Annotated in this window: 19 protein-coding genes and 1 tRNA gene; 4 read left to right on the plus strand and 16 right to left on the minus strand. The window is 67.7% G+C overall.

Annotation, left to right across the window (positions count from 1 at the left end; all coding sequences use genetic code 11):
• The first annotated feature begins 98 nt into the window (after positions 1-98).
• The gene (locus O3W51_RS27915; RefSeq protein WP_138352894.1) at positions 99-1,679 is read left to right on the plus strand and encodes a N,N-dimethylformamidase beta subunit family domain-containing protein; all 1,581 of its coding nucleotides are present in this window, start codon (positions 99-101) and stop codon (positions 1,677-1,679) included.
• A 35-nt stretch (positions 1,680-1,714) separates the two neighbouring features.
• Here O3W51_RS27915 and O3W51_RS27920 read toward each other — a convergent pair whose 3' ends face one another.
• Both O3W51_RS27920 and O3W51_RS27925 read right to left on the minus strand, forming a co-directional pair.
• On the minus strand, positions 1,715-2,734 hold the full coding sequence (locus O3W51_RS27920) for a PD40 domain-containing protein (protein WP_138352893.1): 1,020 nt from the start codon (positions 2,732-2,734) through the stop codon (positions 1,715-1,717).
• Positions 2,731-4,029: an MFS transporter gene (locus O3W51_RS27925; RefSeq protein WP_198357082.1), complete on the minus strand. Its 1,299-nt coding sequence runs from the start codon at positions 4,027-4,029 to the stop codon at positions 2,731-2,733. Before O3W51_RS27925 ends, O3W51_RS27920 begins: the two co-directional genes overlap by 4 nt.
• 129 nt (positions 4,030-4,158) lie before the next feature.
• Here O3W51_RS27925 and O3W51_RS27930 point away from each other — a divergent pair, with 129 nt between their 5' ends.
• Complete coding sequence (locus O3W51_RS27930; RefSeq protein ID WP_138352892.1) at positions 4,159-6,252, plus strand: PIG-L family deacetylase; 2,094 nt, start codon at positions 4,159-4,161, stop codon at positions 6,250-6,252.
• A 273-nt stretch (positions 6,253-6,525) separates the two neighbouring features.
• On the opposite strand, the gene tuf is transcribed toward O3W51_RS27930, so the two are convergent.
• The 14 genes from tuf to O3W51_RS28000 all read right to left on the minus strand — a co-directional run bounded on the left by tuf (position 6,526) and on the right by O3W51_RS28000 (position 24,159).
• Positions 6,526-7,719, minus strand: coding sequence for an elongation factor Tu (tuf, locus tag O3W51_RS27935; protein WP_138352891.1), 1,194 nt, complete (start codon positions 7,717-7,719; stop codon positions 6,526-6,528).
• Between the two features lie 184 nt (positions 7,720-7,903).
• Complete coding sequence (fusA, locus tag O3W51_RS27940; RefSeq protein ID WP_138352890.1) at positions 7,904-10,039, minus strand: elongation factor G; 2,136 nt, start codon at positions 10,037-10,039, stop codon at positions 7,904-7,906.
• A 38-nt stretch (positions 10,040-10,077) separates the two neighbouring features.
• Positions 10,078-10,548 carry a 30S ribosomal protein S7 gene (gene rpsG / locus O3W51_RS27945; protein WP_138352889.1) on the minus strand — a complete coding sequence of 157 codons (471 nt, stop codon included), beginning with the start codon at positions 10,546-10,548 and terminating at the stop codon, positions 10,078-10,080.
• A gap of 2 nt (positions 10,549-10,550) precedes the next feature.
• The gene (gene rpsL / locus O3W51_RS27950; protein WP_138352888.1) at positions 10,551-10,922 is read right to left on the minus strand and encodes a 30S ribosomal protein S12; all 372 of its coding nucleotides are present in this window, start codon (positions 10,920-10,922) and stop codon (positions 10,551-10,553) included.
• Positions 10,923-11,217: 295 nt separating this feature from the next.
• A complete protein-coding gene (locus O3W51_RS27955) occupies positions 11,218-11,748 on the minus strand; it encodes a DUF1707 and DUF4190 domain-containing protein (RefSeq protein ID WP_443048345.1) in 531 nt (176 codons plus the stop codon).
• A gap of 140 nt (positions 11,749-11,888) precedes the next feature.
• Positions 11,889-15,788: a DNA-directed RNA polymerase subunit beta' gene (locus tag O3W51_RS27960; protein WP_138352887.1), complete on the minus strand. Its 3,900-nt coding sequence runs from the start codon at positions 15,786-15,788 to the stop codon at positions 11,889-11,891.
• Positions 15,789-15,883: 95 nt separating this feature from the next.
• Positions 15,884-19,369 (minus strand): DNA-directed RNA polymerase subunit beta, encoded by a 3,486-nt coding sequence (gene rpoB, locus O3W51_RS27965; protein WP_269287653.1) that lies wholly within the window; start codon positions 19,367-19,369, stop codon positions 15,884-15,886.
• Positions 19,370-19,905: 536 nt separating this feature from the next.
• On the minus strand, positions 19,906-20,286 hold the full coding sequence (gene rplL / locus O3W51_RS27970) for a 50S ribosomal protein L7/L12 (protein WP_138352885.1): 381 nt from the start codon (positions 20,284-20,286) through the stop codon (positions 19,906-19,908).
• Between the two features lie 84 nt (positions 20,287-20,370).
• Positions 20,371-20,931, minus strand: coding sequence for a 50S ribosomal protein L10 (rplJ, locus tag O3W51_RS27975; RefSeq protein ID WP_138352884.1), 561 nt, complete (start codon positions 20,929-20,931; stop codon positions 20,371-20,373).
• 422 nt (positions 20,932-21,353) lie between these two features.
• A complete protein-coding gene (gene rplA / locus O3W51_RS27980) occupies positions 21,354-22,076 on the minus strand; it encodes a 50S ribosomal protein L1 (RefSeq protein ID WP_138352883.1) in 723 nt (240 codons plus the stop codon).
• Between the two features lie 77 nt (positions 22,077-22,153).
• A complete protein-coding gene (rplK, locus tag O3W51_RS27985; RefSeq protein ID WP_138352882.1) occupies positions 22,154-22,588 on the minus strand; it encodes a 50S ribosomal protein L11 in 435 nt (144 codons plus the stop codon).
• Between the two features lie 145 nt (positions 22,589-22,733).
• Entirely contained in the window at positions 22,734-23,639 is a 906-nt protein-coding gene (nusG, locus tag O3W51_RS27990; protein ID WP_138352881.1) for a transcription termination/antitermination protein NusG, read from the minus strand.
• A gap of 71 nt (positions 23,640-23,710) precedes the next feature.
• Positions 23,711-23,989: a preprotein translocase subunit SecE gene (secE, locus tag O3W51_RS27995; RefSeq protein ID WP_138352880.1), complete on the minus strand. Its 279-nt coding sequence runs from the start codon at positions 23,987-23,989 to the stop codon at positions 23,711-23,713.
• Between the two features lie 97 nt (positions 23,990-24,086).
• A tRNA-Trp gene (locus O3W51_RS28000) sits at positions 24,087-24,159 on the minus strand.
• Positions 24,160-24,341: 182 nt separating this feature from the next.
• Here O3W51_RS28000 and O3W51_RS28005 point away from each other — a divergent pair.
• Together O3W51_RS28005 and O3W51_RS28010 are read left to right on the plus strand one after the other, a co-directional pair.
• A complete protein-coding gene (locus O3W51_RS28005) occupies positions 24,342-25,580 on the plus strand; it encodes a pyridoxal phosphate-dependent aminotransferase (RefSeq protein ID WP_138352879.1) in 1,239 nt (412 codons plus the stop codon).
• A gap of 117 nt (positions 25,581-25,697) precedes the next feature.
• Positions 25,698-26,717 carry an adenosine deaminase gene (locus tag O3W51_RS28010; protein WP_138352878.1) on the plus strand — a complete coding sequence of 340 codons (1,020 nt, stop codon included), beginning with the start codon at positions 25,698-25,700 and terminating at the stop codon, positions 26,715-26,717.
• Positions 26,718-26,770 lie beyond the last annotated feature (53 nt).

Raw genomic sequence — 26,770 nt, forward strand, 5'->3', positions numbered from 1 at the left:
ACCTGGGCAGGCGGAGCAACCAAAGGCTCCCCCGGACGGTCCTCATCTGCGGAGTTCCCTGACATGGCGGGGACACGTCGGACGAGAAAGAGTGTTCGTTGAAGAGGCTGCCCCGTCTGGTACTGCTCACGGTCGTCCTCGCGCTGTTCGCCGGCGCGTGCGGCACCCCCGGCACCGGAGCGCTGACCCCGCCCGCCAGGACTCCCCAGGCCGCCCCGCCGCTCGACATGGACAACTGGTCGGTGACGGAGGAGAACCGGCGGCCCGGCAGCACCGCCTGGCGGCTGCGCGACCCGGGGCCGTCCGACGCGATCGAGGGCTTCGCCGACCACGTGAGCGTCACCTCAGGAGAATCGTTTCGGCTGTTCGTCTCCACCACCGCCAGGAGCTTCCGCGTCGAGGCGTACCGGATGGGCTGGTACCAGGGGAAGCAGGGCCGCAAGGTCTGGTCGTCGGCATCCCGGCCCGGTGAGCGGCAGGCGGGCCCGAAGACGGTGCCCGGCATATACCTGATCAGCGCGCCCTGGAAGCCGTCCCTGACGGTGAGCACCAGGAACTGGCCGCAGGGCAGCTATCTGCTGAAGCTCGTCTCCAGCCAGGGCCACGACCGCTGGGTGACGCTGACGATCCGCTCCACCTCCACCGTCGGCCGCACCGTGTTCGTGAACGCGGTCACCACCTGGGCCGCGTACAACAAGTGGGGCGGCGGCACCAATGTCTACGGCGACTCCCGCGGCACCACGGGACCCGGCTACGACAAGCGCTCGCGCAAGGCCGGCTTCGACCGGCCGTACGACGGCAAGGGCTCGCCCTTCAACTGGTACGAGCTGCCGATGCTCAGCATCGCGGAGCGGATGCGCATACCGCTCGCCTACGAGACCGACACCGACCTCGACAACTCGGCGGAGCTGTTCCGCGGCGCCCGTGCGGTGATCTTCCCCGGGCACGACGAGTACTGGTCGGCGGGCATGCGCGACAACACCCTCACGATCCGCGACGCCGGCGTGAACATCGCCTTCTTCTCCTCCAACGCCGCCTACCGGCACATACGGCTGGAGCCCAGCTCGCTGGGCAAGGACCGCGTGGTGGTGGTCTACAAGGACCCCGCCGAGGACCCGATGATCCTCAAGGACCCCAGCCAGGCCACCCAGCAGTGGCGGCTGCCGCCCGACCCGCGCCCGGAGAGCGTCCTGACCGGCGTGCTGTACGAGTGCAACCCGGTCTACGCGCCGTTCGTCGTCACCGACCCGGACGCGTGGATGTTCCGCGGCACCGGCGCCAGGGCCGGCAGCAAGTACATCGGACTGGTCGGCGTGGAGTCGGACCGGCTGATGGCCGGCGTCCCGGTGCCGCGCCCGATCCAGGTCGTCGGGGACTCCCCGCTGACCTGCCGCGGCGCGAAGACCCGGGCCAACGCCGCCTACTACACGGTGCCTTCGGGCGCCGGGGTCTTCGCCACCGGCACCATGAGCTGGGCCTGCAGCGTGTACGGCAACACCGGCTGCCGGGACCAGGCCGGCGAGCAGCGGGTGCCCGAGGCGTCCGGGGAGTTCGCCCGCCAGGTCTCCGAGAACATCCTGCGGGTCTTCGCCGCCGGACCGGCGGGCCGTACGTACCCGGCGCAGGACAACTACGCCCGGTACGTCTCACCGCCCAGCAGGATGTCCTTCGCGCACTGAGACTGAGGGCCTGTGGCCGGGCGGGCGGGGAGCGCTCAGCGCACCACGCTCGGCCCGTAGGCGCCCGACACCATCAGCTCAGGCCGGCCCGAACCGTCCGCGGGCTGCTTCCACACGTCGAAGGCGCTGCTGCCGGTCGGCAGGGAGTAGGCGATGGTGCGGTCGTCCAGCCAGTCGCCCTGGTCGTCCACGCTGCGGGTCTCGGCGAGCGCCGTCTCCCGCAGGGTCGCCAGGTCCAGCACGTACAGCCGCCACGGCTTGGACGGGTCGTCGGAGATCTTCTTCTTGAAGACCAGCCGGGTGCCGTCGGGGGAGAGCGACGGGCACTCGACGTTCTCCCGCAACACGGTCATGGTGCGGGCCGCGAAGTCGCCGCGGACCAGGAACGTTCCGCCGCTGGAGGAGCTGCCCAGCGTCGCGTAGAAGGTGTTGTCGTCCTTCAGGAACGACACCCCCCAGAAGTTCCGGTCCGGCGGTGTGAAGTCCTTGCCGTTCCGCCGGACCTCGAACGTCTCCAGGGTCGGCACCACCGTGTCGGTGCGCGAGTCGTAGATGCCGGTGCGGGTGGAGAAGCCGGCCGAGGTGTACGAGTCCCCGTAGACGAACGCCGTCCAGGCCGCCATCCGGCCGTCGGCGGAGAGCCGGGCGCGGCTGGGCAGGCCGGGCAGCTGGATCCGCTTGAGCAGCTTCATCCGGCTGTCGCGCAGCTCCGCGTAGTGGTGCACCACCAGGCCGTTCTGGCCGGCCAGGCAGAGCAGCCGGCCGGCCGCCGCGTAGCTGCGCTCGCAGGCCTGCGTGTCGACCTTCCGGCCGCCGCCGGGGCTGCCCACCCGCACCTCGGCCAGCCGGCCGAAGCCGGGGCCCTTGGCGGTGTCGCGGAAGATCAGCCGGGCACTGCCGCCCGGGGTGAGGTCGACGGCGCCGGCGACCGGGCGCACTCCCTCACCGCCCCCGGCGCGGGCCTTGTCGCGCTGCAGGGCGTACACCGTGTACCCGATGGCCACCGAGGCCAGCACGGCCACGCACACCGCGAAAACTATGATCCGGTTCTTCATACGTCGGCCACCTCGGGACCGTGGGCGGCACCCGGCCGCAGCAGCACCATGCACAGCAGCACGGCGGCCGTCAGAGCGACGGTGAATCCTTGGATGGTGTTCTCCGGGCCCCAGCGCATCCAGGCGGCGCCGAACGCCACGGAGGAGACGGAACGGCCCAGGGTCTGGGTGGTCTGCAGCACGGACAGCCCGCTGGTGCGCAGCTCCTCGGGGATCAGCGGCCCGGCGTGCGCCATCAGGACGCCGTCGGTCGCCGCGTAGAACAGCCCGTGCAGGGCCAGGACGATGAGGATCAGGGCCGTGCCCCGCAGGTCCAGGACGCCGCCGATCAGCAGATAGGCGCCGATCAGGCAGGCGTGCCCGGCCAGGAAGATCTTCCAGCGGCCGATCCGGTCGGCCAGCCCGCCCAGCGGCACCGCCGCCAGCAGGTACACCCCGGTCGTGCCCAGCGGGAGCAGCGGGAACCAGGAGATCGCCAGGTCGGTGCGGTTCTGCAGCGCCAGGTAGATGAACGCGTCGGAGACCGTCGCCAGGCCGAGCAGGCAGGCCCCGATGCAGGCCCGCCGGAACGCCGCGTTGCCGAGCATCCCCAGCCCGGCGCGGAGCGAGACCGCGACCCGGGCGGTCTTCTTCCGCGTGAACGGGTCCCTTACGAACAGCGCGAGGGCCACCACGCCGATCGCGCCGATGCAGAAGCTCACCACGAACACGGCGTCGTACGCGGTGCCCAGCGAGGTGCTCATCATCGACATCAGGGCGAAGGCGATGACCGGGCCGATGAAGGCGCCGACGGTGTCCATCGCCCGGTGCACGCCGAACGCCCGGCCCTGCGACTCCGGCGGGGTGGACAGCGAGATCAGCGCGTCCCGCGGGGCGGTTCTGATCCCCTTGCCCGCCCGGTCGACGGCCATCATCATCCCGATGCCCGGCACCGAGGCGCCCACCAGGGGGAATCCCAGCTTCGTCACCGCCGACATGAGGTAGCCGGAGCCCGCCACGGCCTTGCGTGCGGTGAACTTGTCGGCGAGGTAGCCGCCGACGATCCGCAGCAGGGCCGTCGACCCCGAGTACACGCCGTCCAGGAAGCCGAACTGCAGCATGCTCAGACCGAGTCCGGTCACCAGGTACACGGGAAGGACCGCGGTGACCATCTCCGAGGAGATGTCGGTGATCAGGCTCGTCATCCCGAGCGCGAAGACGTTCGCCGACACCAGACCGCGCAGTCCCCGGCGGCGGCCCGGACGTTCGCCCTCGGACCGGGCCTTGTCACTCGCCCGGGTCTCCGACAGATACACGCATCGCTCCCTTAACGCCCTGGTAACCCGACGGACCACCCTAGGTCAGCCGGCGTGCAGGTTCTCGCACGCAACCTCGGAGCCGTCCGAACGCTCCTATCTGTTGTGAGCGTCTCTACGAGGCGAAGGTTGTCCCGCAGGGAACTACTTGTCGCCACAGCCCTAGCAACCGCGGCCGCGGCAGCCGGCTGCACCAGCACGCCGTCCGACGCGAAACCGGTCACCGGTTCCGACCCGAGCGCGGTCCAGGCCTACCGGCCCGGCGCCAAGCCGCTGCTCCTCCAGGTCCTCGCGCACCCGGACGACGACCTGTACTTCATGAACCCCGACACCCTGCACGCCGTGCGCAGCGGCGTCCCGGTGGTCTCGGTCTACGTGACGGCGGGCGAGTCCGTGGGCGTGAACCACGCGCCGCGCACCCCCACGCCCAAGGCCAACCGGCAGGCGTACTCCTCCGCCCGGCACCAGGGGCTGCGCCAGGCGTACGCGACCATGCTCGGCCTCGACAAGTTCACCCCGTGGCGCCATTCCGCGCTGCGGCTCACCGGCGGCCTCACCGTCGAGCTCGACCAGCTGGCGAACGGTGAGCGCCGGGCCGATCTGGTCTTCGTGAACCTGTCGATGGGCGAGGGGAACCCGAACCTGATGGGACTCCCCCATCTGTGGGCGGTCCCCGGCATCACCCTGGACACCGTGGTGGCCACCGGTTCCCCCGTCGGAAGGTCCACCAAGGTGAGCCACCGGACCCTGGTGGACTCGCTGGCCGCGCTGCTGGAGCGCTACCAGCCGACCCTCGTGCAGACCCTGGACCCCGATCCCGACATCCAGGTGCACGACGCGGCCCACCACCAGAACAGCGACCAGAACGGCTACTCCGACCACCGCGACCACACGCCCGCCGCGCTCTTCGCCTGGAAGGCCCTCGCCCAGTGGGTGGCCGACAGCGCGAAGGCGGACGGTGACGTGCCGCGGTTCGTGACCACCTCCTACCGCGGCTACTACAACCAGCGCTGGCCCCGCAATCTCCCGCAGTCCGTGGTCCGGGAGAAGAACGAGTACCTCCTGCCGTACGGCGGAGATCCGGAGTGGGACTGCGGCAACGCCGCCGGCTGCGGGGACTACGGAGTCGGCCAGAACACCCCGCTGACCAACCCCAAGGGCTGGGTCCGTTCCACCCACTACCGCTACCCCGGCGCCCGGCCCGCGACGTTCACCGGCGCCGACGGCCGGCTGGAGGCGTTCAGCGTCCTCGGCACCCGGGCCGTGCGCTGGCAGGAGAGCGCCCCCGGCAGCGGCCAGTGGAGCGATCCCCAGGACCTCGGCGGCGGGCCGCTGGCCCCCGCGCTGGCCGCCGTGAAGGACACCACGGGCCGCCGGCTGCTGTTCGCCCTGCGGTTCTCCTCCCTGCAGGGCCAGGGCGGGCACAACTCACGCGAGATCGTCCTGCTGGAACAGAGCTCCCCCGACGGCGCGTTCCGGGCCTGGACCGGTATGGGCAACCCCGAGCGCACCGAGGACAACGGCCGCCGGATCGGCTGCCCGGTCGCGATCTCCACCCCCGACGGGCGGGTCCACCTCTTCGTCCGCAGCGCCGCCAAGGGTGTCTGGACCAAGGTCAGGGAGCCCGGCGGGAAGTGGGGCGACTGGCGTGACCTCGGCGGCGACGAGGTGCAGGACGGCCTGGCGGTGGTGCTCGACGGCCAGGCGCGGATCCATGTCTTCGCCGCCGGCCGCGAGACCGTCCACCACTGGACGCAGCCCGCGCCCGGGCAGCCGATGGCCTTCCAGGCGCTGAAGGGCATGCCGCAGCCCGGTGAGCCCCCGTCCGCGGCGCTCGCCCCCGACGGCTCCCTCACGGTCGCCTACCGGCGGCCGGTGACCGGCGAGCTGGTACTGCGCACGGTCGACGGCACGGCGTCACGGGACGGCGTGCTGACGCCCGCGCAACTGAGCGGGTACGGCGGCTACGCCGATGTCGCGGTCGGCGCCGCGCCGGCCCGCAGCGGGCACCGCGGCCTGCTGCTGCTCGGCAAGGAGCTCGACGGCACCGTCAAGCTCGTGGACACCACGCAGCCCGGCCGGCCGCTCAAGCGGCCGCCCTTCGCGCTCCCGGTCGGCACCCCCACGCTGCTGCACGGCGCCGACGGCCGGGCGTACGTGGTCGGCCTGGACTTCGCCGCGACCCCGTGGGTGTGGCGGGCCGAGACGCAGTCCACGGCGTAACCGCCCGGGGGACCTCCCCGCAGATACGTTCTGGAAAAAGGCCAAGGGCCCTGCCCCACCGCGAACGGTGGGACAGGGCCCTTGGTGTGATGCTCGCCAGGACCTGTCCGGCCAGCCCAGGCCGGGCCCGCGACGCCTGGCACGCACGCTCGCTGCGTTGCCGAAACGACCGGATAGCTCCGCTATCAGGACGCTCCGGCGCCTTGCGATCGCACGCACCAGACGCCGCGGCCTATCCGACCCAGACCGGCCGGACAGGCCCTAAGCGTCAGATCACTTGGTGATCTTGACGACCTGGCCGGCGCCCACGGTACGGCCACCCTCGCGGATGGCGAACTTCAGGCCCTCTTCCATGGCGATCGGCTGGATCAGCGCGACCGTCATGGCGGTGTTGTCGCCCGGCATGACCATCTCGGTGCCCTCGGGGAGGGTCACAACGCCGGTCACGTCGGTCGTCCGGAAGTAGAACTGCGGACGGTAGTTGTTGAAGAAGGGGGTGTGACGGCCACCCTCGTCCTTCGACAGGATGTAGGCCTGGGCCTCAAACTCGGTGTGCGGCGTGACCGAACCCGGCTTGATGATGACCTGGCCGCGCTCGACGTCCTCGCGCTTGATGCCACGGAGGAGCAGACCGACGTTCTCGCCCGCCTGGCCCTCGTCGAGCAGCTTGCGGAACATCTCGATACCGGTGACCGTGGTGGTGGTCTTGGTCTCCTTGATGCCGATGATGTCGACAGTCTCGTTGACCTTGAGGACACCACGCTCGATACGACCGGTGACGACGGTGCCACGACCGGTGATCGTGAAGACGTCCTCGATCGGCATCAGGAACGGCTTCTCGACGTCACGAGCCGGAGTCGGGATCGCCTCGTCGACGGCCGCCATGAGCTCGAGGAGCTTCGCGCCCCACTCCTTGTCGCCCTCAAGAGCCTTGAGCGCCGACACGCGCACGACCGGAAGGTCGTCGCCCGCGTACTCGTACTCGGAGAGGAGCTCACGGACCTCGAGCTCGACGAGCTCCAGGATCTCCTCGTCGTCCACCATGTCGGCCTTGTTCAGGGCCACGACGATGTACGGAACGCCGACCTGGCGGGCCAGGAGCACGTGCTCCTTGGTCTGCGGCATCGGGCCGTCGGTCGCGGCGACAACGAGGATGGCGCCGTCCATCTGCGCCGCACCCGTGATCATGTTCTTGATGTAGTCCGCGTGACCGGGGCAGTCGACGTGCGCGTAGTGACGCGACTCCGTCTGGTACTCGACGTGCGCGATCGAGATCGTGATACCGCGCTGGCGCTCCTCAGGAGCCTTGTCGATCTGGTCGAAGGCCGAGGCCTCGTTCAGGTCCGGGTACGCGTCATGCAGCACCTTGGTAATCGCCGCGGTCAGCGTCGTCTTACCGTGGTCGATGTGACCGATGGTGCCGATGTTGACGTGCGGCTTAGTCCGCTCGAACTTCGCCTTCGCCACTGGGGTCCTCCTGGGGAGTTGTTCTGTACGCCTTGCTTCATCGGCGCCAGGTGATCTTTGCTGGAATGCGGGCTGCCGGGGAATCCGCCACGCTTCTCAGGGCCGAAGCCCCGGTGGATTGCGACGAATGCCCCGATGCCTGCTATCAAGCCTAAGGGTTGAGCAACACTGCGAAAATTGAGCGCTACTCGCCCTTGGCCTTCGCGATGATCTCCTCAGCGACGTTCCGCGGAACCTCGGCGTAGGAGTCGAACTGCATCGAGTAGCTTGCGCGACCCGAGGTCTTGCTGCGGAGGTCTCCGACGTAGCCGAACATCTCCGACAAGGGCACGAGACCCTTGATGACACGGGCGCCGCTGCGCTCCTCCATGGCCTGGATCTGGCCACGGCGGGAGTTCAGGTCGCCGATGACGTCGCCCATGTAGTCCTCGGGCGTGGTGACCTCAACGGCCATCATCGGCTCGAGCAGTACGGGGCTCGCCCTGCGAGCACCCTCCTTGAACGCCTGCGAACCGGCGATCTTGAAGGCGAGCTCGGAGGAGTCGACCTCGTGGTAGCCACCGTCGAGAAGGGTGATGCGAACACCCACCATCTCGTAACCGGCCAGGATGCCGAACTTCATGGCTTCCTGGGCGCCGGCGTCCACCGAGGGGATGTACTCACGGGGGATGCGGCCACCGGTGACCTTGTTCACGAATTCGTACGAGGCGTCGCCGCCCTCGATGGGCTCCATCGAGATCTGTACCTTCGCGAACTGGCCGGTACCACCAGTCTGCTTCTTGTGCGTGTAGTCGATCCGGTCGACAGTCTTGCGGATCGTCTCGCGGTATGCGACCTGGGGCTTGCCGACGTTCGCCTCGACGCGGAACTCGCGCCTCATGCGGTCGACCAGCACCTCGAGGTGGAGCTCGCCCATACCACCGATGATGGTCTGGCCGGTCTCCTCGTCGGAGTGAACCTGGAACGAGGGGTCTTCCTCAGCGAGACGCTGAATCGCGATACCCAGACGCTCCTGGTCACCCTTGGACTTGGGCTCGATGGCGACCTGAATGACCGGGGCCGGGAAGTCCATGGACTCCAGGATGACCGGCTGCTTCTCGTCGCACAGCGTCTCACCGGTGGTGGTCTGCTTCAGGCCCATGACGGCGATGATGTCGCCGGCGCCCGCCGTCGGGATCTCCTCACGCTTGTTCGCGTGCATACGGTAGATCTTGCCGATGCGCTCCTTCTTGCCCTTCACCGAGTTCAGCACAAAGGTGCCGGTCTCGAGGCGGCCCGAGTAAACCCGGACGAAGGTGAGCTTGCCGAGGTGCGGGTCGCTCATGATCTTGAAAGCAAGACCGGAGAACGGCTCGTCCTCGGACGGCTGGCGCTTCACGGCTACCGACGAGTCCTTGACGTCGTGGCCTTCGATGGCCTCGATGTCCAGGGGGGAGGGCAGGTAACGGACCACGGCGTCGAGCAGGGGCTGTACGCCCTTGTTCTTGAACGCGCTGCCACAGAACACCGGCGTGAAGGTCGGCTTGCCCTGGTGCTCCGAGTCGGTCGAGGCGATGGTGGCGCGACGGATCGCGGCCATCAGCTGCTCTTCGCTGGGCTCCTGGCCCTCGAGGAACAGCTCCATCATCTCGTCGTCGTGCTCCGCGATGGTCTCGAGGAGCTTGCCGCGCCATTCCTGGGCGGCTTCGACGTGCGTGCTCGGGATGTCGACAGTGTCGTACATCTCGCCCTTGGTGGCCTCGGCGGACCACACCATCGCCTTCATGGCGACGAGGTCGACGACGCCCTTGAAGTCCATCTCAGTGCCGATGGGGATCTGCATGACCAGCGGAACCGCACCGAGGCGGTCCACGATCATGTCGACGCAGCGGTGGAACTCGGCACCGGTCCGGTCGAGCTTGTTGACGAAGCAGATGCGCGGAACGCCGTAGCGGTCCGCCTGACGCCAAACGGTCTCGGACTGCGGCTCAACACCGGCGACACCGTCGAACACCGTGACGGCACCGTCGAGGACGCGGAGCGAACGCTCCACCTCGACCGTGAAGTCGACGTGCCCCGGGGTGTCGATGATGTTGATCGTGTGATCGACATCGTTCAGCGGCCAGTGGCAGGTCGTCGCGGCCGACGTGATCGTGATGCCGCGCTCCTGCTCCTGCTCCATCCAGTCCATGGTGGCTGCGCCGTCGTGGACTTCACCGATCTTGTACGAGACGCCGGTGTAGAACAGGATCCGCTCGGTGGTCGTCGTCTTGCCCGCGTCGATGTGGGCCATGATCCCAATGTTGCGGACCTTGGCCAGGTCAAGCGAAGTGGTGGCCATTAGGCTCGGTCTTCTCTCGGTCTCGATGTGGGTAGTGACTACCAGCGGTAGTGCGCGAAGGCCTTGTTCGACTCGGCCATCTTGTGCGTGTCCTCGCGACGCTTGACAGAGGCGCCGAGACCGTTGCTGGCGTCCAGCAGCTCGTTCATCAGGCGCTCGGTCATGGTCTTCTCACGGCGGGCGCGGGAGTAACCCACGAGCCAGCGCAGCGCGAGCGTGGAGGCACGGGCGGGGCGAACCTCGACCGGCACCTGGTAGGTCGCACCGCCGACGCGGCGGGACTTGACCTCCAGAGTCGGCTTGATGTTCTCAAGAGCGCGCTTCAGGGTGATGACCGGGTCGGTACCGGTCTTCTCCTTGAGGCCCTCGAGGGCGCCGTAAACGATCCGCTCGGCGGTGGAACGCTTGCCGTGCAGGAGGATCTTGTTGACCAGCGAGGTCACCAGAGGAGATCCGTAGACCGGGTCGATGATGACCGGGCGCTTCGGGGCAGGACCCTTACGAGGCATGCTTACTTCTCCTTCTTGGCGCCGTAGCGGCTGCGGGCCTGCTTGCGGTTCTTGACGCCCTGGGTGTCCAGGGAGCCGCGGATGATCTTGTAGCGAACACCCGGCAGGTCCTTCACACGACCGCCACGCACGAGCACGATGGAGTGCTCCTGGAGGTTGTGGCCCTCGCCCGGAATGTAGGCGGTGACCTCAATCCCACTGGTCAGACGCACACGGGCCACCTTGCGAAGCGCCGAGTTCGGCTTCTTCGGGGTGGTCGTGTACACACGCGTGCAAACACCGCGGCGCTGAGGGGAACCCTTCAGCGCGGGTGTCATATTCTTCTTGACCTTGTCCTGCCGGCCGTTCCGGACCAGCTGCTGGATCGTAGGCACCGTTTCTCCGGTTTCTGTGTGCCGATCTCGATAAAACTAACCTGGGGCACCGACCCACGCGGTCGGGTGTGTCGCGGACCCCGCACGTCCCCGTGGAGCAGGGAACGTACGTATGTCGGGTGTCGCGGCCTCGGTATCCCCACGCGGTATCGGTAACCTCCCCCGGCCAGAGGCTGGGGGCACGCGCAAGGACCCGGGCACACCCCAGGCACAAGGTCAGATCGTACCTATCGCATCGGCTCCGGTCAAAACAAATGCATCAGCGCAGGACACGCCGCCCGTCGGGCTCGAACTCTCAGCCGGAACCGAAGACCATCCCGATCATCACGAAGAACAGGATGAGACCGAGGAATCCGGAGACGATCCAGCCCAACACCAGGCCGGCGACGGCGAATCCGTCCCCCGCCTCGCCGGTGCCGCGGATCTCCTTGCGGGCCTTGTGCCCGAGGATCACCGCCGGAATCGCCGTCACGAGGGTGAAGGTGCCCGCCAGACCACAGACGAACGAGGCGATGGCGGAGGTGTTCGTGCGCGGCGGGGCCGGCAGGAAGGTCCGCGGCACGTATCCCATCGGTGGGGACATCTGTACCGACATCGGCGACGGCCCCTGTGGGAGGTCGCGCACCAGCAGCTGCAACTCACCGTAGGTACGCGCCTGGTAGGCGGTGGACATCCGGTGCTCGTACTCCTGCTGCTGCAGACGCCCCTCCGCGAAGGCGGCCTTCAGGACGTCCACCGTGCGCTCCCGGTCGGCGTCGGCCGCCAGCATGCCAGGTACCTGGCCGGACTGCGGCAGCCGCCCGTTGCCCCACGGATCGAGTGACACGCGCGACACCTCCCCGCCTCGGAATGGTCTCTCCATACTGACGGACGCGCGGCGCCCGTGCGAAGTTCCGCGAAAAGCCGCAAGGCGGCCATCCCGGGAGGGGACGGCCGCCTTGCGGATCAGACTCTGCGGGACACGACTCAGCCGTTGTAGGGCCCGTAGTCGTAGTCCTCCAGGGGAACGGCCTGGCCGGAGCCGGTGCCGAAGGGCGAGTAGTCGATGTCGTCGTAACCGACGGCCGAGTACATCGCTGCCTTCGCCTCCTCGGTGGGCTCCACCCGGATGTTCCGGTAACGGGCCAGACCCGTACCGGCCGGGATGAGCTTACCGATGATGACGTTCTCCTTCAGGCCGAGCAGCGAGTCCGACTTGGCGTGGATCGCCGCGTCGGTCAGCACTCGGGTCGTCTCCTGGAAGGAGGCGGCCGACAGCCAGGACTCGGTCGCCAGCGAGGCCTTGGTGATACCCATCAGCTGCGGACGACCGGAGGCGGGGTGACCGCCCTCGGAGACCACACGACGGTTCTCGGTCTCGAAGCGGCCGCGCTCGACCAGCTCGCCGGGCAGCAGCTCGGCGTCGCCGGACTCGATGATCGTCACACGGCGGAGCATCTGCCGGATGATGATCTCGATGTGCTTGTCGTGGATCGACACGCCCTGGTTGTTGTAGACCTTCTGCACTTCGGCCACCAGGTGGATCTGAACCTGGCGCTGGCCGAGGATACGCAGCACGTCGTGCGGGTTGGTGGCACCCACGGTCAGCTTCTGGCCGACCTCGACGTGGTCGCCCTCGCCCACCAGCAGACGGGACCGCTTGGAGATCGGGTAAGCGATCTCCTCGCTGCCGTCGTCCGGGGTGACGACGAGCTTCTTCGTCTTCTCGGTCTCCTCGATGCGGACCCGGCCGACAGCCTCGGAGATCGGGGCGACACCCTTGGGGACACGGGCCTCGAAGAGCTCGACGACACGCGGCAGACCCTGCGTGATGTCGTCACCCGCCACACCACCGGTGTGGAAGGTACGCATCGTCAGCTGGGTACCGGGCTCACCGATCGACTGGGCCGCGATGATACCGACGGCCTCACCGATGTCCACCAGCTTGCCGGTGGCCAGCGAGCGTCCGTAGCAGAAGGCACACGTGCCGACCGTGGACTCGCAGGTGAGGATCGAGCGGGTCTTGACCTGCTCGACACCGTGCTGGATCAGCTGGTCGATGAGCACGTCGCCCAGGTCGACGTTGGCCGGCGCGATCACCTTGCCGTCGATGACGACGTCCTCGGCGAGCATGCGGGCGTAGACGCTGGTCTCGACGTCGTCCGTCTTACGAAGGACGCCGTCCTCGCCGCGCGCACCGATCTGCAGCTTGAGGCCGCGCTCGGTACCGCAGTCCTCCTCGCGGATGATGACGTCCTGCGAGACGTCCACCAGACGACGGGTCAGGTAACCCGAGTCGGCGGTACGCAGGGCGGTGTCCGCGAGACCCTTACGGGCACCGTGGGTGGAGATGAAGTACTCCAGCACGGACAGGCCCTCACGGAACGAGGCCTTGATGGGACGCGGGATGGTCTCGTTCTTCGCGTTCGACACCAGACCACGCATACCGGCGATCTGACGCATCTGCATCATGTTTCCTCGGGCACCCGAGTCAACCATCATGAAGATGGGGTTCGTCTTGGGGAAGTTCGCGTTCATCGCCTCGGCAACCTCGTTGGTCGCCTTGGTCCAGATCGCGATGAGCTCCTGCGTGCGCTCGTCCTTGGTGATCAGGCCGCGCTCGTACTGCTTCTGGACCTTCTCGTCCTGCTCCTCGTACCCCTTGACGATGGCCTTCTTGGCCTCGGGGACGACGATGTCCGTGACGGCCACGGTGACGCCGGAACGGGTGGCCCAGTGGAAGCCGGCCGCCTTCAGGTTGTCGAGCGTCGCCGCCACGATGACCTTCGGGTACCGCTCGGCGAGGTCGTTGACGATCTCGGAGAGCTGCTTCTTGCCGACCGCGTAGTCGACGAACGGGTAGTCCTCGGGCAGCAGCTCGTTGAAGAGCGCGCGTCCCAGGGACGTCCGCAGCCGGAACGTGTCGCCGACCTGGTAGCCCTGCTCGCCCTCTTCCTGGGCGGGCGGGGTCCAGCCACGCGGCGGGACGGTGCCGACCGGGAAGCGGATGTCGACCTTCGACTGGAGCGACAGCTCGCGGTTGTCGAACGCCATGATCGCTTCGGCGGTGGAACCGAACGCCCGGCCCTCGCCGATGAGCACGCGCTCTTCCGGCTCGGTGGTGAGGAAGAACAGACCCAGCACCATGTCCTGGGTCGGCATGGTGACGGGACGACCGTCGGCCGGCTTCAGGATGTTGTTCGAGGACAGCATCAGGATGCGGGCCTCGGCCTGCGCCTCTGCCGACAGCGGCAGGTGCACGGCCATCTGGTCACCGTCGAAGTCCGCGTTGAACGCGGTGCAGACGAGCGGGTGGATCTGGATGGCCTTGCCCTCGACCAGCTGGGGCTCGAAGGCCTGGATGCCGAGGCGGTGCAGGGTCGGTGCACGGTTCAGCAGCACCGGGTGCTCTGCGATGACCTCTTCGAGGACGTCGTAGACGACGGTGCGGCCGCGCTCGACCATGCGCTTGGCCGACTTGATGTTCTGCGCGTGGTTCAGGTCCACCAGGCGCTTCATCACGAACGGCTTGAAGAGCTCCAGCGCCATGGCCTTCGGCAGACCGCACTGGTGCAGCTTGAGCTGCGGGCCGACGACGATGACCGAACGGGCCGAGTAGTCGACTCGCTTGCCGAGCAGGTTCTGACGGAAACGACCCTGCTTGCCCTTGAGCATGTCGCTCAGGGACTTCAGCGGGCGGTTGCCGGGACCGGTGACCGGGCGACCACGGCGGCCGTTGTCGAACAGCGCGTCGACGGCCTCCTGCAGCATCCGCTTCTCGTTGTTCACGATGATCTCGGGGGCACCGAGGTCAAGGAGACGCTTGAGGCGGTTGTTGCGGTTGATCACACGGCGGTACAGGTCGTTCAGGTCGGAGGTCGCGAAGCGGCCACCGTCCAGCTGCACCATCGGACGCAGGTCCGGCGGGATGACCGGGACGCAGTCCAGCACCATGCCGTTGGGCTTGTTGGTGGTCTGCAGGAACGCCGAGACGACCTTGAGGCGCTTGAGCGCACGGGTCTTCTTCTGACCCTTGCCGGTACGGATGATCTCGCGGAGACGCTCGGCCTCCTCCTCGAGGTCGAAGGTCTCGAGGCGCTTCTGCAGCGCCGCGGCACCCATCGATCCGGAGAAGTACGTACCGAAGCGCTCGCGCAGCTCGCGGTAGAGCAGCTCGTCGCCCTCGAGGTCCTGGACCTTGAGGTTCTTGAAGCGGGCCCACACCTCGTCGAGGCGGTCGATCTCGCGCTGGGCGCGGTCACGGAGCTGCTTCATCTCACGCTCGGCACCTTCGCGCACCTTGCGGCGCACGTCGGCCTTGGCACCCTCGGCCTCCAGCTCGCCGAGGTCCGCTTCGAGCTTCTTCTGTCGGTTCTCGACATCGGAATCCCGGCGGTTCTCGACCTGCTGGCGCTCGACGGAGACCTGCGCCTCGAGGGAGGGCAGATCGCGCGTACGGCGCTCGTCGTCGACCCACGTGATCATGTAGGCGGCGAAGTAGATGACCTTCTCGAGGTCCTTCGGGGCGAGGTCGAGCAGGTAGCCCAGCCGCGACGGAACGCCCTTGAAGTACCAGATGTGGGTCACGGGAGCGGCCAGCTCAATGTGGCCCATCCGCTCACGACGCACCTTGGCGCGAGTTACCTCGACGCCGCAGCGCTCGCAGATGATGCCCTTGAAGCGGACACGCTTGTACTTACCGCAGTAGCACTCCCAGTCCCGGGTCGGGCCGAAGATCTTCTCGCAGAAGAGCCCGTCCTTTTCCGGCTTGAGCGTGCGGTAGTTGATGGTCTCCGGCTTCTTTACTTCGCCGTGCGACCAGGTCCGGATGTCGTCCGCGGTGGCGAGGCCGATCCGCAGCTCGTCGAAGAAGTTGACGTCGAGCACTTGTCGTCAATCCCTCTTTCAGGGTCGAGTGTCAAACATGGTCTGAACGGTCCGGGGCGGCCGGGACTCCGGTGAGGGAGCCCCGACCAGGCCCGTCAGACCTCTTCGACGCTGCTCGGCTCACGCCGGGACAGGTCGATACCGAGCTCTTCCGCAGCGCGGAAGACATCCTCGTCCGTGTCGCGCATCTCGATGGACATACCGTCCGAGGACAGCACCTCCACATTGAGGCAGAGCGACTGCATTTCCTTGATGAGCACCTTGAAGGACTCGGGAATGCCGGGTTCGGGGATGTTCTCGCCCTTGACGATCGCCTCGTAGACCTTCACGCGGCCGAGCACGTCGTCAGACTTGATCGTGAGCAGCTCCTGGAGCGCGTAGGCGGCACCGTATGCCTCAAGGGCCCACACCTCCATTTCACCGAATCGCTGTCCACCGAACTGCGCCTTACCACCCAGCGGCTGCTGCGTGATCATGGAGTACGGGCCGGTGGAGCGGGCGTGGAGCTTGTCGTCCACCAGGTGGTGGAGCTTCAGGATGTACATGTAGCCGACCGAGATCGGGTCCGGGAACGGCTCGCCGGAGCGGCCGTCGAACATCCGGGCCTTGCCCGAGGGCAGCACCATCCGGTCGCCGTCGCGGTTCGGGATCGTGGCCTCGAAGAGGCCGGTGATCTCGTCCTCGCGCGCACCGTCGAACACCGGGGTGGCGACGTTGGAGCCCGGGGGCACCTTGTCGGCACCGATGGACTCCAGCCGGCGGGCCCACTCGGTGGTGATCCCGGAGGTGTCCCAACCCTGCTGGGCGAGCCAGCCGAGGTGGATCTCCAGGACCTGTCCCGGGTTCATTCGGGACGGGACACCCAGCGGGTTGAGGATGATGTCGACCGGGGTGCCGTCCTCCAGGAACGGCATGTCCTCGACCGGCAGGATCTTCGAGATGACGCCCTTGTTGCCGTGACGGCCGGCAAGCTTGTCACCGTTGTTGATCTTGCGCTTCTGTGCGACGTAGACGCGGACCAGCTGGTTCACGCCCGGCGGCAGTTCGTCGCCCTCTTCGCGGTCGAAGACGCGGACGCCGATGACCTTGCCGGTCTCGCCGTGCGGCACCTTCAGCGAGGTGTCGCGCACTTCGCGCGCCTTCTCGCCGAAGATCGCGCGGAGCAGGCGCTCCTCCGGGGTCAGCTCGGTCTCGCCCTTGGGCGAGACCTTTCCGACCAGGATGTCGCCGGCGACGACGTCGGCACCGATGCGGATGATCCCGCGCTCGTCGAGGTCCGCGAGGACCTCTTCGGAGACGTTCGGGATGTCCCGGGTGATCTCCTCCGGGCCGAGCTTGGTGTCACGGGCGTCGACCTCGTGCTCCTCGATGTGGATCGAGGAGAGGACGTCGTCCTGGACCAGCCGCTGGCTGAGGATGATCGCGTCTTCGTAGTTGTGGCCCTCCCACGGCATGAATGCCACGAGGAGGTTCTTGCCGAGGGCCATCTCGCCCTCGTCGGTGGAGGGGCCGTCGGCCAGGACCTGGTTGGCGACGACGCGAGCGCCCTCGTCGACGACGACCTTCTGGTTGAAGGACGTGCCCTGGTTCGAGCGGCTGAACTTCGCCACCCGGTAGGTGGTGTAGGTGCCGTCGTCGTTGGCGACCGTGACGTAGTCCGCGGAGACCTCCTGGACCACACCGTCCTTCTCGGCCTTGATGACGTCACCGGCGTCGACCGCGCAGCGGTACTCCATGCCGGTGCCGACCAGCGGGGCCTCGCTCTTGATGAGCGGCACCGCCTGGCGCATCATGTTCGATCCCATGAGCGCGCGGTTGGCGTCGTCGTGCTCGAGGAACGGGATCATCGCGGTCGCGACCGACACCATCTGGCGCGGCGAGACGTCCATGTAGTCGACGTCGGCGCCGGGGATGTAGTCGATCTCGCCGCCACGGCGGCGGACCAGGACTCGGGCCTCTTCGAAGTGGTTGTCGTCCGTCAGCGGCGCGTTTGCCTGCGCGATGACGAAGCGGTCCTCCTCGTCGGCCGTCAGGTAGTCGACGTCATCGGTGACGATGCCCTCGACGACCTTGCGGTACGGGGTCTCCACGAAGCCGAAGGCGTTGACCCGGCCGTAGGAGGCGAGCGAGCCGATCAGGCCGATGTTCGGGCCTTCCGGGGTCTCGATCGGACACATGCGGCCGTAGTGCGACGGGTGAACGTCACGGACCTCGAAGCCGGCGCGCTCACGGGAGAGACCACCCGGGCCCAGCGCGGACAGACGACGCTTGTGGGTCAGGCCCGACAGCGGGTTCGTCTGGTCCATGAACTGGGACAGCTGGCTGGTGCCGAAGAACTCCTTGATGGAGGCGACGACCGGCCGGATGTTGATCAGGGTCTGCGGCGTGATCGCCTCGACGTCCTGGGTGGTCATCCGCTCGCGGACGACGCGCTCCATACGAGCCAGGCCGGTACGGACCTGGTTCTGGATGAGCTCGCCGACGTTGCGCAGACGACGGTTGCCGAAGTGGTCGATGTCGTCGGTCTCGACGACGATGTTGCGGCCGTCCTCGCCCACGGTCTCGGTCTCACCGGCGTGCAGCTTGACCAGGTACTTGATGGTCGCGAGAACGTCGGCCGTGGTCAGCACGCCGGCGTCGAGCGGCTTGTCGCTGCCGAGCTTCTTGTTCACCTTGTAGCGGCCGACCTTCGCGAGGTCGTAGCGCTTCGGGTTGAAGTAGAGGTTCTCGAGCAGCGTCTGCGCGGCCTCGCGGGTCGGCGGTTCGCCCGGACGCAGCTTGCGGTAGATGTCGAGCAGCGCGTCGTCCTGGCCCTGGGTGTGGTCCTTCTCCAGGGTGGCGCGCATCGACTCGTACTCGCCGAACTCCTCCAGGATCTGCTCGGTCGTCCAACCGAGAGCCTTCAGGAGCACGGTGACCGACTGCTTGCGCTTGCGGTCGATGCGGACACCGACCATGTCGCGCTTGTCGATCTCGAGCTCGAGCCAGGCACCGCGGGACGGGATGACCTTCGCCGAGAAGATGTCCTTGTCGGACGTCTTGTCGATCGAGGAGTCGAAGTAGACGCCCGGCGAGCGGACCAGCTGCGACACGACGACACGCTCGGTGCCGTTGATGCAGAAGGTGCCCTTGTTGGTCATGAGCGGGAAGTCGCCCATGAAGACCGTCTGCGACTTGATCTCGCCGGTCTCGTTGTTGGTGAACTCGGCGGTGACGAAGAGCGGAGCGCCGTACGTGAAGTCGCGCTCCTTGCACTCGTCGATCGAGTTCTTCGGAGGCTCAAAACGGTGGTCGCGGAAGGTGAGCGACATCGACCCGGAGAAGTCTTCGATCGGAGAGATCTCCTCGAAGATCTCTTCCAGACCCGACTTCCTGGGGACGTCCTGGCCACTTTCCAGAGCCGCCTCGACACGAGCCTTCCACGCGGCGTTGCCGAGCAGCCAGTCAAAGCTCTCGGTCTGCAGCGCGAGGAGGTTCGGTACCTCGAGGGGTTCCTTGATCTTCGCAAAAGAGATGCGCAGCGGTGAAGTGCTGGCACCGTTGTTCGTATTGGCAGTCGAGGCGTTGCGCGAGGCGGCCAAGAGGGGGTCCTTCCGAGGGCTCGGACTCACTACGCGCATACCGGTGTCCGCCCCCGAGCACACAGGGATGTCCTCAAAGCGGGACATCTCTTCATTCAGTGCTCAGGCTTGGGGCTGTCCCTGGTGACGGGCCAGGCTACAGCTAACAGGCAGCGCAAAGGGTCAGTGTAGCCACTCGGCACACTGATGTCCAGGCAGAGATTCGGAGTACCGAATCATTGCCCCCTCGCCACTGTTGTCGACCCGGTCTCGGCACCGGATCTGTGCTTGACGCTAGGCATTCCCGCATCGCGGTCGATCCATGCCTCGGACCCCGGATCGAACTTACGACGCGTCCTGAGAATTGCGCGCCGCGTGCGGTTCGTCAAGGCCTCAGCCCCCCGGAGATCCGCACGGCCCCCCTGGCCCGGCGGGGATGATCACCTTACCCCCGGGCGGCTACAGGTCCCCTGGAGGACCCCGGGAACGACCGAGGGCGGCCACCCTTTCGGGTGGCCGCCCTGCGGCTGTTCAGCCCCCTGGAGAGGGGCTGGGACTTACTTGACCTCGACGCCCGCGCCAGCGGCCTTGAGGGACTCGGCAGCCTTCTCGGCGGCCTCCTTGGTGACCTTCTCGAGGACCGGCTTCGGAGCGCCGTCGACGAGGTCCTTGGCCTCCTTCAGACCCAGCGAGGTGAGCTCACGCACAACCTTGATGACCTGGATCTTCTTCTCGCCGGCACCGGTGAGGATGACGTCGAACTCGTCCTGCTCCTCCGGGGCGTCCGCGACGGCGGCAGCGCCACCGGCGGCGACGGCGACCGGGGCGGCAGCCTTGACGTCGAACTTCTCTTCGAACGCCTTGACGAACTCGGAGAGCTCGATGAGGGTCAGGGTCTCGAACTGCGCGAGCAGCTCTTCCTGGGACAGCTTCGCCATGATTGGCGTCCTTCCACTATTCGGCAGGTGCCGGGTGTACATGAAGGCGGGCGTGAGGCGCCCGCTGCGACCAGGGGCGGAGAGTTACTCCGCCACCTCGGCCTCGGCGGGAGCCGGCGTACCGGCACCGCCCTGCTCGACCTTGGCGCGAAGCGCGTCCGCAGTGCGGACGAACTCCGTGAGCGGGGCCTGGAAAGTCGCCGCGGCCTTGGCCATCGACGCCTTGATGCCACCGGCCACCTTGGCGAGCAGAACCTCGCGGGACTCGAGGTCCGCGAGCTTCTTGATCTCATCAGCGGTCAGCGCCTTACCGTCAAGGACACCGCCCTTGATGATGAGGTTGGGGTTGTCCTTGGCGAAGTCACGCAGACTCTTCGCCGACTCCACCGGGTCACCGGTGACGAAGGCAACCGCCGTCGGACCTGCGAACAGGTCGTCCAGCGTGCTGATCCCGGCCTCGTTGGCCGCGATCTTGGTCAGCGTGTTCTTCACCACGGCGTACTGAGCGTTCTCACCGAGCGAACGGCGCAGCGTCTTGAGCTGCGCCACGGTGAGACCGCGGTACTCGGTCAGCATTGCGGCATTGGAGCTGCGGAACTTGTCCGTCAGCTCGGCAACCGCAGCAGCCTTATCGGGCCTCGCCATGAGTCTCGGCCTCCTTCCGGGTGATTCGGACCGCACGGAAGGGGCTGGGCAACACGAACGCCCCGGCGCAGGCGCACGGGGCGTTACTCAACCAGAATGAATTCCAGGAGTTCTTCCACAGCAACCTGAGCGGGTCGTCCGCAGCTAGCGGATCCTTCGGCCGCCGCGCTCCTCAACGAGGGCACAGCAGCGACCAGCGGTCTTTGGCTTCTTCGGTAGCGTACGCGAACGGGTCGCGATCCGGCAAATCGCCTCAACGGGCCGCTCAGCGGCCGCGTTCGGGCCGGAACGCCGTGGGGGCGCCGGCGCCCCCGTCCGGGCGGGACAGGGGCGTACAGGGCCGGGACAGCTGACAGGCCGGGCCCCGCTCCGGAGAGGAGCGGGGCCCGGCCCGAGTCGCGTACGCGGCGGCGTCGTCAGAATCAGACGGCGGCCGGGTCCTCTTCGACGAGGAGGTTGCGGGTACGACTCTGGTCCACCGGGATACCGGGGCCCATCGTGGTGCTGATGACGGCCTTCTTGATGTACCGGCCCTTGGAGGCGGACGGCTTCAGACGAAGGAGCTCGTCCAGGGCCGCGCCGTAGTTCTCGACCAGCTGCGCGTCATCGAACGACACCTTGCCGATGATGAAGTGCATGTTCGAGTGCTTGTCGACGCGGAACTCGATCTTGCCGCCCTTGATCTCGGTCACGGCCTTGGCCACGTCCGGGGTCACGGTGCCGGTCTTCGGGTTCGGCATCAGGCCACGGGGACCGAGCACGCGGCCGAGGCGGCCGACCTTGCCCATGAGGTCCGGGGTGGCGACGACGGCGTCGAAGTCGAGGCGGCCCTTGGCCACCTCTTCGATGAGCTCGTCGGAGCCGACGATGTCGGCGCCGGCGGCACGCGCGGCCTCGGCACGGTCACCGGTCGCGAAGACCAGGACCCGGGCGGTCTTGCCGGTGCCGTGGGGGAGGTTCACGGTGCCGCGGACCATCTGGTCGGCCTTGCGCGGGTCGACACCCAGGCACATGGCGACCTCGACGGTCGAGTCGAACTTCGTCGCTGCGGTCTCCTTGGCGAGACGGACGGCCTCGAGCGGGGCGTAGAGCTTCTCCCGGTCGATCTTCGCGTCCGCAGCGCGGAGAGTCTTGCTGCGCTTCACTGCTGCTCCTCAATGGTGAGTGGAGTCGTGGTACGGACCGCGCGCGGCCCTTCCACAGACGTGCTTCGGGGTGGGTGTCAGCCCTCGACCGTGATGCCCATGGAACGGGCGGTGCCGGCGATGATCTTCGACGCGGCGTCCAGGTCGTTGGCGTTCAGGTCCGGCATCTTGACGGTGGCGATGTCACGCACCTGAGCGGCGGTGAGCTTCGCGACCTTCTTGACGTGCGGCTCGCCGGAGCCCTTCTCCACGCCCGCGGCCTTGAGGATCAGCTTCGCGGCCGGCGGAGTCTTGGTGATGAAGGTGAAGGAGCGGTCGTCGTAGACCGTGATCTCCACCGGCACGACCATGCCACGCTGCGACTCGGTCGCGGCGTTGTAGGCCTTGCAGAACTCCATGATGTTGACGCCGTGCTGGCCCAGTGCGGGGCCGACGGGCGGGGCGGGGTTGGCCGCGCCCGCGTTGATCTGGAGCTTGATAAGCCCCGTGATCTTCTTCTTCTTGGGAGGCATTGCTCTCTCCGGGTCCTAGTGAGAGTTGTTTCGCCTGCTAGCAGGCATACCGCACCACGATAACGGGTATCGCGGCGTGGCCTGAAACCAAACAGGCCAGACCGGCGATGAAATCCGGTCTGACCTGGTCGGACGTGTAAAAAAGTCAGTTCTTCTGGATCTGGTCGAAGCTGAGCTCGACCGGGGTCTCACGGCCGAAGATCTCGACGAGGCCCTTGATCTTCTTCGAATCCGGGTTGATCTCGTTGATCGTCGCCTGCAGCGTCGCGAACGGGCCGTCGGTGACGGTGACCGAGTCGCCGACCTCGAAGTCCAGCACCTGGACCTCGATCTTGCGGGCCGGACCCGTGCCGTCCGCGGCGGCGGCGGCCTCGGCGGCCGCCTCGACCTCGGGAGCGAGCATCTTGAGGATCTCGTCCAGCGTCAGCGGGTACGGGTCGTACGCGTTGCCCACGAAGCCGGTGACGCCCGGCGTGTTGCGGACGACACCCCACGACTCGTTCGTCAGGTCCATGCGGACGAGCACATAGCCGGGAAGCTTGTTCTGCTTGACCGTCTTCCGCTCGCCGTTCTTGATCTGGGCTACTTCTTCCTGGGGCACTTCTGCCTGGTAGATGTAGTCCTCGACGTTCAGCGAGACGGCGCGCTGCTCCAGGTTGGACTTCACGCGGTTCTCGTAGCCGGCGTACGTGTGGATGACGTACCACTCGCCGGGCAGAGTGCGGAGTTCCTCGCGGAAGGCGGCGACGGGGTCGACCGGCTCCGGCTCCTCGACGGGCTCGGCGTCCTCGGCCAGCTCGGCGTCGGCCTCGGCAAGCACGGCGTCGGCCTCTTCGTCGACGGCCGCCTCGGTCTCGTCCTGGGCGTCCTCGGCGACTGCCGCACCGGTCTCGTCGATGACGTGGACGGCGGCCTGCTCGGCGGCTTCGCCCGCGGCTTCATCGGCAGCTTCGGCCTGGTCGATGTCGCCGTCGGCTGCCTCGACGATGTCGAGCGCAGTGTCGTCGCCCTCGACGGACTCGTCGGCGTCGTACACGTTCGGGTCAGACACGGTGACTGCTTCTTCCTGACTTCAAGGGGTGGAACATGCGGAAAGGCGCCGCAGGGGCGTCGTCCGCAGGATCATCCGAAGACGTACGAGACGAGCTTCGCGAAGCCAAAGTCAATCACGGACACAAGCCCGATGACGACGACAACGAAGACAATTACGACGCTCGTGTACGTCGTGAGGTCGTGACGCGAAGGCCAGACGACCTTGCGGAGCTCGGCGACGATCTGCCGGTAGAAGAGGCCGAGACGGGCCAGGGGGCCCTTCTTTCCGCGCTTACCTCCGCGGCGGGCCTTCTTGTCCTGGGATGCGTCAGGCTCAGGGACCTCGATGGAGTCCGTGATTTCAGTCACTCGTCTTCACCTGACTCCGGGTCGTGGCCATACCGCGCCCGTCGCGCGGTACGGCGAGTGCAATTACCTGCCCGCATCCTGGTGAGGACGCGTGTAGCAGGGCCGGAGGGACTTGAACCCCCAACCGCTGGTTTTGGAGACCAGTGCTCTACCAATTGAGCTACGACCCTTTGAAGACGCCCCTCAACGTACCGCAGTTCGCGAGAGGGCCATCGACGGATGAGTGTACGTGTTCACAGGCCGGTCGTCGAACGGCTCCGCCGCAGGCCCCGCCGTCCACTCCGTAAACACCGGGGTGTCCACTCCGCAAACCGCGGTGCCGGGGCGGTACGCCGTCTGGGACCATGCACTCATGACCGCTGCCACTCCCCCCGTACAGTCCCCCTCCGACCGTCGGGTGTCGGCCCGCGTCGGGTCGATCTCCGAGTCCGCGACACTCGCTGTGGACGCCAAGGCGAAGGCCCTCAAGGCCGCCGGGCGTCCGGTCATCGGCTTCGGTGCCGGCGAGCCCGACTTCCCGACCCCCGACTACATCGTCGAGGCCGCGGTGGAGGCGTGCCGCAACCCGAAGTTCCACCGCTACACCCCGGCCGGCGGGCTGCCGGAGCTCAAGGCCGCCATCGCCGCCAAGACGCTGCGCGACTCGGGCTACGAGGTCGACGCCTCCCAGGTGCTGGTCACCAACGGCGGCAAGCAGGCCATCTACGAGGCCTTCGCCGCGATCCTCGACCCGGGCGACGAGGTCATCGTCCCGGCGCCGTACTGGACCACCTACCCCGAGTCGATCCGGCTCGCGGGCGGCGTGCCCGTCGACGTCGTCGCGGACGAGACGACCGGCTACCGGGTGACGGTCGAGCAGCTGGAGGCGGCCCGCACCCCGCGGACCAAGGTCGTGCTCTTCGTCTCGCCGTCCAACCCGACCGGCGCCGTCTACAGCGCGGCCGACGCCGAGGCGATCGGCCGCTGGGCCGTCGAGCACGGCCTGTGGGTGCTCACCGACGAGATCTACGAGCACCTCGTCTACGGTGACGCGACCTTCACCTCGCTGCCGGCGGTCCTTCCCGAGCTGCGCGACAAGTGCATCGTGGTGAACGGCGTCGCCAAGACGTACGCCATGACCGGCTGGCGCGTCGGGTGGATGATCGCCCCCAAGGACGTCATCAAGGCCGCGACGAACCTCCAGTCGCACGCCACCTCCAACGTCAGCAACGTCGCCCAGATCGCCGCGCTGGCCGCGGTCTCCGGGAACCTGGACGCGGTCGCCGAGATGCGCACCGCCTTCGACCGGCGGCGGCAGACCATCGTGCGGATGCTGAACGAGATCGACGGTGTGGTGTGCCCCACTCCCGAAGGCGCGTTCTACGTCTACCCCTCGGTGAAGGAGCTGCTCGGCAAGGAGATCCGCGGCAAGCGCCCGGCGTCCTCGGTCGAGCTGGCGGCCCTCATCCTGGACGAGGTCGAGGTCGCCGTGGTCCCGGGTGAGGCCTTCGGCACCCCCGGCTACCTGCGGCTTTCCTACGCACTGGGTGACGAGGACCTGGTCGAGGGCGTCTCCCGGATCCAGAAGCTGCTCGGCGAGGCCCGCGACTGACGGCTCTCCCTCTGACGGGCCCCCGGCTGCTGCCGGGGGCCCGTTTCTGTTTTCGGGCAAGTCCCCGTTCGGTGAAACCGGTACCGGACAGCGTCACCCGTACGGCAGGATCTTCGGATGGCACGTGATGTCCGTCTGCTCCCCAAGGCCCATCTCCATCTGCACTTCACCGGCTCCATGCGGTCCGAGACCCTGCTGGACCTCGCGGACCAGCACGGTGTGCACCTCCCCGAGGCGCTGACCTCGGGCGAACCACCGAAACTGCGGGCCACCGACGAGCGGGGCTGGTTCCGCTTCCAGCGGCTCTACGACAGCGCGCGCTCGTGTCTGCGCACCGCCGAGGACATCCAGCGGCTGGTCCATGAGGCCGCCGAGGAGGACGCCAGGGACGGCTCCGGGTGGCTGGAGATCCAGGTCGACCCGACGTCCTACGCACCCCGGCTGGGCGGCCTCATCCCGACCATGGAGATCATCCTGGACGCGGTGGCGACCGCCTCCCGGGACACCGGCGTCGGGATGGCCGTCATCGTCGCCGCCAACCGCATGAAGCACCCGCTCGACGCCCGCACCCTCGCCCGGCTCGCGGTGCGCTACGCCGACCGGGGCGTCGTCGGCTTCGGTCTCTCCAACGACGAGCGCCGCGGGCTCGCCCGCGACTTCGACCGCGCCTTCGCCATCGCCCGGGACGGCGGGCTGCTCGCCGCCCCGCACGGCGGTGAGCTCGCCGGGCCCAGCAGCGTCCGCGACTGCCTCGACGACCTGCACGCGGGGCGCGTGGGGCACGGCGTACGGGCCGCCGAGGACCCGCGGCTGCTGAGACGGCTCGCCGAGCGGCAGATCACCTGCGAGGTCTGCCCGGCGTCCAACGTGGCGCTGGGCGTCTACGAGAAGCCGGAGGACGTGCCGCTGCGCACGCTCTTCGACGCGGGCGTACCGATGGCGCTGGGCGCCGACGACCCGCTGCTCTTCGGCTCCCGGCTCGCCGCGCAGTACGAGATCGCCCGGGACTCGCACGCCTTCACGGACGAGGAGCTGGCGGAGCTGGCCCGGCAGTCGGTACGGGGCTCGGCGGCGCCGCCGGAGGTACGGGAGCGGCTGCTGGCCGGCATCGAGGACTGGCTGGCGCTGCCGGCCTGACCGCCCGCCGGACGGTTTACTCGACGGCCCGGCCCCCGCAGTACAGTCGTGCG

This window comes from Streptomyces sp. H39-C1, from assembly GCF_027158125.1.
GTDB lineage: Bacteria > Actinomycetota > Actinomycetes > Streptomycetales > Streptomycetaceae > Actinacidiphila > Actinacidiphila fildesensis.